At 69.2% G+C, this 4,364-nt stretch carries 5 protein-coding genes; all 5 read left to right on the plus strand.

The window, feature by feature from the left end:
* Positions 1–1,562, plus strand: a 1,562-nt coding sequence (locus tag Q0C81_RS16625; RefSeq protein WP_291840564.1) for a ribonuclease J, incomplete at its 5' end; no start/stop codon positions are given.
* 106 nt (positions 1,563–1,668) lie between these two features.
* A complete protein-coding gene (gene pyrH / locus Q0C81_RS16630; RefSeq protein ID WP_291840567.1) occupies positions 1,669–2,412 on the plus strand; it encodes a UMP kinase in 744 nt (247 codons plus the stop codon).
* Positions 2,413–2,442: 30 nt separating this feature from the next.
* Positions 2,443–3,000, plus strand: a complete 558-nt coding sequence (frr, locus tag Q0C81_RS16635) for a ribosome recycling factor (RefSeq protein ID WP_291840570.1) — start codon at positions 2,443–2,445, stop codon at positions 2,998–3,000.
* A 30-nt stretch (positions 3,001–3,030) separates the two neighbouring features.
* On the plus strand, positions 3,031–3,789 hold the full coding sequence (gene uppS / locus Q0C81_RS16640) for a polyprenyl diphosphate synthase (RefSeq protein WP_291840573.1): 759 nt from the start codon (positions 3,031–3,033) through the stop codon (positions 3,787–3,789).
* Positions 3,789–4,364 (plus strand): phosphatidate cytidylyltransferase (locus Q0C81_RS16645; RefSeq protein ID WP_291840578.1); only part of this gene is annotated, 576 nt, incomplete at its 3' end. The genes uppS and Q0C81_RS16645, both read left to right, overlap by 1 nt.

The following is a 4,364-nucleotide window of genomic DNA, read 5'->3' on the forward strand; positions in this document are numbered from 1 at the left end:
TGATCGTGGACGTGGGCGTGACCTTCGGCGACCTGTCGACGCCCGGCGTCGATGTGATCGTGCCCGATCCGGCCTTCCTGGAAGGCGAGAAGATACGCGGCATCGTCCTGACCCATGCGCACGAGGACCATATCGGCGCGCTGGGCTGGCTGTGGACGCGGATGAAGGCTCCGCTCTACGCCACGCCGTTCACCGCCTATCTGATCCGCGAGAAGCTGCGCGAGGCGGGCATCCTGGACCAGGTCGAACTGATCGAGGTGCCGCTGGGCGGCTCGATCAACCTGGGGCCGTTCGACGTCACCTTCGTCACCATGACCCACTCGATCGCCGAGCCGAACGGCCTGGCGATCAAGACGCCGCTGGGCACGGTGCTGCACACCGGCGACTGGAAGATCGACGACGATCCCATCATCGGCGGCGTCACCGACGCCAAGGCCATCAGCCAGCTGGGCGACGACGGCGTCCTGGCCATGGTCTGCGACTCGACCAACGTCTTCGTCGAGGGTTCGGCCGGGTCCGAGGGCGGGGTGCGCGACGCCCTGACCGAGTTGATCGGCGGGCTGAAGGGCCGCATCGCCGTGGGCTGTTTCGCGTCCAACGTGGCCCGGATGGACAGCGTGATCCGCGCCGCCGAGGCCGCGGGACGCCGCGTGTCGCTGGCCGGCCGGTCGATGCACCGCATCACCGCGGCGGCCAAGCACGTGGGCATGCTTCACGACATCAAGCCGTTCCTGAGCGAGCAGGAGGCCCGCATCTGGCCGGCCGATGAGATCCTGTACCTGTGCACCGGCAGCCAGGGCGAGGTTCGCGCCGCCCTGTCCCGGGTCGCCGAGGGCACCCACCCCTATGTGAAGCTGAGCAACGGCGACCACTGCATCTTCTCGTCGCGGGTCATCCCGGGCAACGAGCTGTCGGTCGGGCGTCTGCAGGACAAGCTCGCGGACCGCGGGGTGCGCCTCTACACCGAGAAGGATCACCGCGGCATCCACGTCTCGGGCCACCCGTGCCGGGACGAGCTGAAGCAGATGTACGAATGGGCGCGGCCCAAGATCGCCGTGCCGACCCACGGCATGCGCCGCCACCTGGCCGAACACGCCAACCTGGCCAAGGACATGGGCGTTCCGGAAACGGTGACGCCGCGCAACGGCGACATGGTGCGCCTGGCCCCCGGACCCGCCGCCATCATCGACGAAGTGCCCTCGGGCCGCCTGTACGTCGACGGCGGGCGTCTGGTGACCGAACAGGGCGAGGCCCTGCACGAGCGGCGTCACGCCTCGACCAACGGCGTGCTGATCGTCAGCTTCGCCATGGACCGGCGCGGCAAGATCGTCAGCGACATCGACGTGCGGGCCATCGGCCTGCCGGGCGATGAAGAGGCGCCGCTGGGCGACGCCCTGGACGATTTGGCCGAACGGGTCGAGCAGACGGTCCTGAAGCTCAAGGGCCCGGCGCTGGAGGACGAAATGGTCATCGAGCAGGCCATCTCGCGCGTGCTGAAGAAGGCCAGCCAGCAGATCTGGGACCGCCGTCCGATCGTCGAGACGATCATCCTGCGGCTCTAGGAAGCGGGGCGGAACCGCGATCATCCGGGGTCTGTATGTCGCCGGGGCTTTGAAGCGGGCGGTGAGGTTCCTATAAGGAGCCGAATCCCCCGCCCAAGGTCTGCCCATGCCCGACGTTCCGTCCGAGTTCCGCTACAAACGCGTCCTGCTGAAGGTGTCGGGCGAGGTGCTGATGGGCGATCAGGGCTACGGCATCGACATGAAGACCGTGGCCTCGGTGGCCGGGGCCATCGCCGACGTGGCCCGCGAGGGCGTCGAGATCTGCCTGGTCATCGGCGGCGGCAACATCTTCCGCGGCCTGTCCAAGGCGGCGGGCGACATGGATCGCGCCTCGGCCGACTACATGGGCATGCTGGCGACGGTCATGAACGCCCTGGCCATGCAGGCCGCGCTGGAGAAGATCGGGGTCCAGACCCGGGTGCAGAGCGCCCTGACCATGAACGCGGTGGCCGAGCCCTATGTGCGCCGCCGCGCCCTGCGCCACCTTGAGAAGGGCCGTGTGGTGATCTTCGCCGCCGGTGTCGGCGCGCCCTTCTTCACGACCGACTCGGGCGCCGCCCTGCGCGCCGCCGAAATGGGCTGCGACGCCCTGCTGAAGGGCACCAGCGTTGACGGGGTCTACACCGCCGACCCGAAGAAGGACCCGACGGCCACCCGCTACGACACCCTGACCTACCACGACGTCCTGGCGCGCGACCTGAAGGTCATGGACGCCTCGGCCGTGGCCCTGATGCGTGACTCGGGCATTCCGATCGTGGTCTTCTCCATCCGGGAGGACGGGTCGTTCCGGAACGCCCTGACCGGGAAGGGCCACTTCACCGTCATCAGCGCCGACGGCAAGGCCGCCTGACAACCTTATAAGAAGACGAGAGAAACGATCATGGCTAAGCCCGATCTGAAGACCTACCGCGATCGCATGGACAAGGCGGTCGCCGCCCTGAAGGAAGAGTTCAACGGCCTGCGCACCGGCCGCGCCCACGCCGGCCTGCTGGATCCGGTGCAGGTGGAAGCCTACGGCTCGACCTCGCCGCTGAACGCCGTGGCCGCCATCAGCGTGCCCGAGCCGCGCCTGCTGTCGGTCAGCGTCTGGGACAAGGGCATGGTCGTCGCGGTCGAGAAGGCCATCCGCTCCGCCGGCCTGGGCCTGAACCCGATCCTGGACGGCCAGATGCTGCGCATCCCGATCCCGCCGCTGACCGAGGAACGCCGCAAGGAGTTCGCCAAGCTGGCCGGCAAATACGCCGAACAGCAGAAGATCGCCGTCCGCAACGTGCGCCGCGACGCCAACGACGACCTGAAGAAGGCCGAGAAGGCGGGCGACATCAGCCAGGACGAGCAGAAGAAGATGGAAGCCGAGGTCCAGAAGGACACGGACGCGGCCATCAAGCGCGTCGACGAGGCCTTGAAGGCCAAGGAAGTTGAGATCATGCAGGTCTGATGGCGCGATCTGCCATAGGATAGCCGACGCATGAGCGCCGAACCTCTCAGTCCTGAACCCCCAAGTCCTGCGTCTCCGGGGCCGCGCCATGTCGCGTTGATCATGGACGGCAACGGCCGCTGGGCCGAGGCGCGGGGCCTGCCGCGCGCCCTCGGGCACCGGGAGGGCGTGCAGGCGCTCAAGCGCACCATCCAGGCCGCGCCCGCGCTGGGCATCACCTGCCTGACGGTGTTCGGCTTCTCGACCGAGAACTGGCAGCGCCCGGCCGACGAGGTCTCGGACCTCATGGGGCTGGTGCGCACCTATGTCGGCAGCGACCTGAAGCGGCTGGAGCGGGAAGGGGTGCGCCTGCGCATCCTGGGCCGCCGGCAGGGCCTGCCCGCCGACATCGCCGAGATCGTCGACCGCGCCGAGGCGACGACGGCCCACAACACCAAATTCACCCTGCAGGTCGCCTTCAACTATGGCGGCCGGGCCGACATCGTCGACGCCGCGCAGCGCTACCTTGACCGGGTCAGGGCGGGCGAGGCCGTCGAACCGCTGGACGAGGCCGCGCTGGGCGCGGGCCTGTCGACCGCGGGAGGACCGCCGGTGGATGTGATCGTGCGCACCTCGGGCGAATACCGGCTGTCGAACTTCCTGTTGTGGGAAGCCGCCTACGCCGAGCTGATCTACCAGGACATCCTGTGGCCCGACTACGGCGAGGCCGCCCTGGCCGACGTGGTCGCGCAGTTCCGCAGCCGTGATCGCCGTTTCGGCGGCCGTCCCGCCGCCCGCGTGGCCGGCTGATGGCGGTTCGGGCCGGCGACATCGGACTGAGAGCCGCTTCGGCCCTGGTGCTGGCGCCCGCCGCCGTCCTGGCCATCTGGGCGGGTGGCCTGTGGTTCCTGGGCCTGATGCTGCTCGCCTGCGTCCTGCTGTCGATCGAATGGGCGATGATGAGCGCCGCGGCCGCCTGGCGGCTGATGGCGGGCGCCGTCGGCTTCGGCCTGTTCGCGGCGGTGATCTCGGCCCACGTCGGCCAATTGTCCCTGGCCCTGGTGATGCTGGTGTTCTGCGCCGCCGCGGCCGGGATGTTCGCCCGCAGCCGCGGGCAGGAGGCGCTGGATGCCGCCTATGGGGTGCTCTACCTCGGCTGGCCCGCCGTCCTGCTGATCTGGCTGCGCGGGGCGGACACCGAGGCGGGACCGCATGTCGGCCTGTACTGGACCGTCTTCGCCTTCGCCGTGGCCTGGGCCTCGGACATCATGGCCTATCTGGCCGGCTCGACCATCGGCGGGCCCAAGCTGTGGCCGCGCTTCTCGCCCAACAAGACCTGGTCGGGCTTCATCGGGGGACTGGCCGCGGGGACCGTGGCCGGCGCC

Source organism: Brevundimonas sp. (assembly GCF_023259385.1).
Taxonomy (GTDB): Bacteria; Pseudomonadota; Alphaproteobacteria; order Caulobacterales; family Caulobacteraceae; genus Brevundimonas.

Excerpts from the sequence above, each read along its gene's own strand:
- pyrH (WP_291840567.1), top strand. The coding sequence starts at position 1,669 with ATGCCCGACGTTCCGTCCGAGTTCCGCTACAAACGCGTCCTGCTGAAG.
- frr (WP_291840570.1), top strand. The coding sequence starts at position 2,443 with ATGGCTAAGCCCGATCTGAAGACCTACCGCGATCGCATGGACAAGGCG.
- uppS (WP_291840573.1), top strand. The coding sequence starts at position 3,031 with ATGAGCGCCGAACCTCTCAGTCCTGAACCCCCAAGTCCTGCGTCTCCG.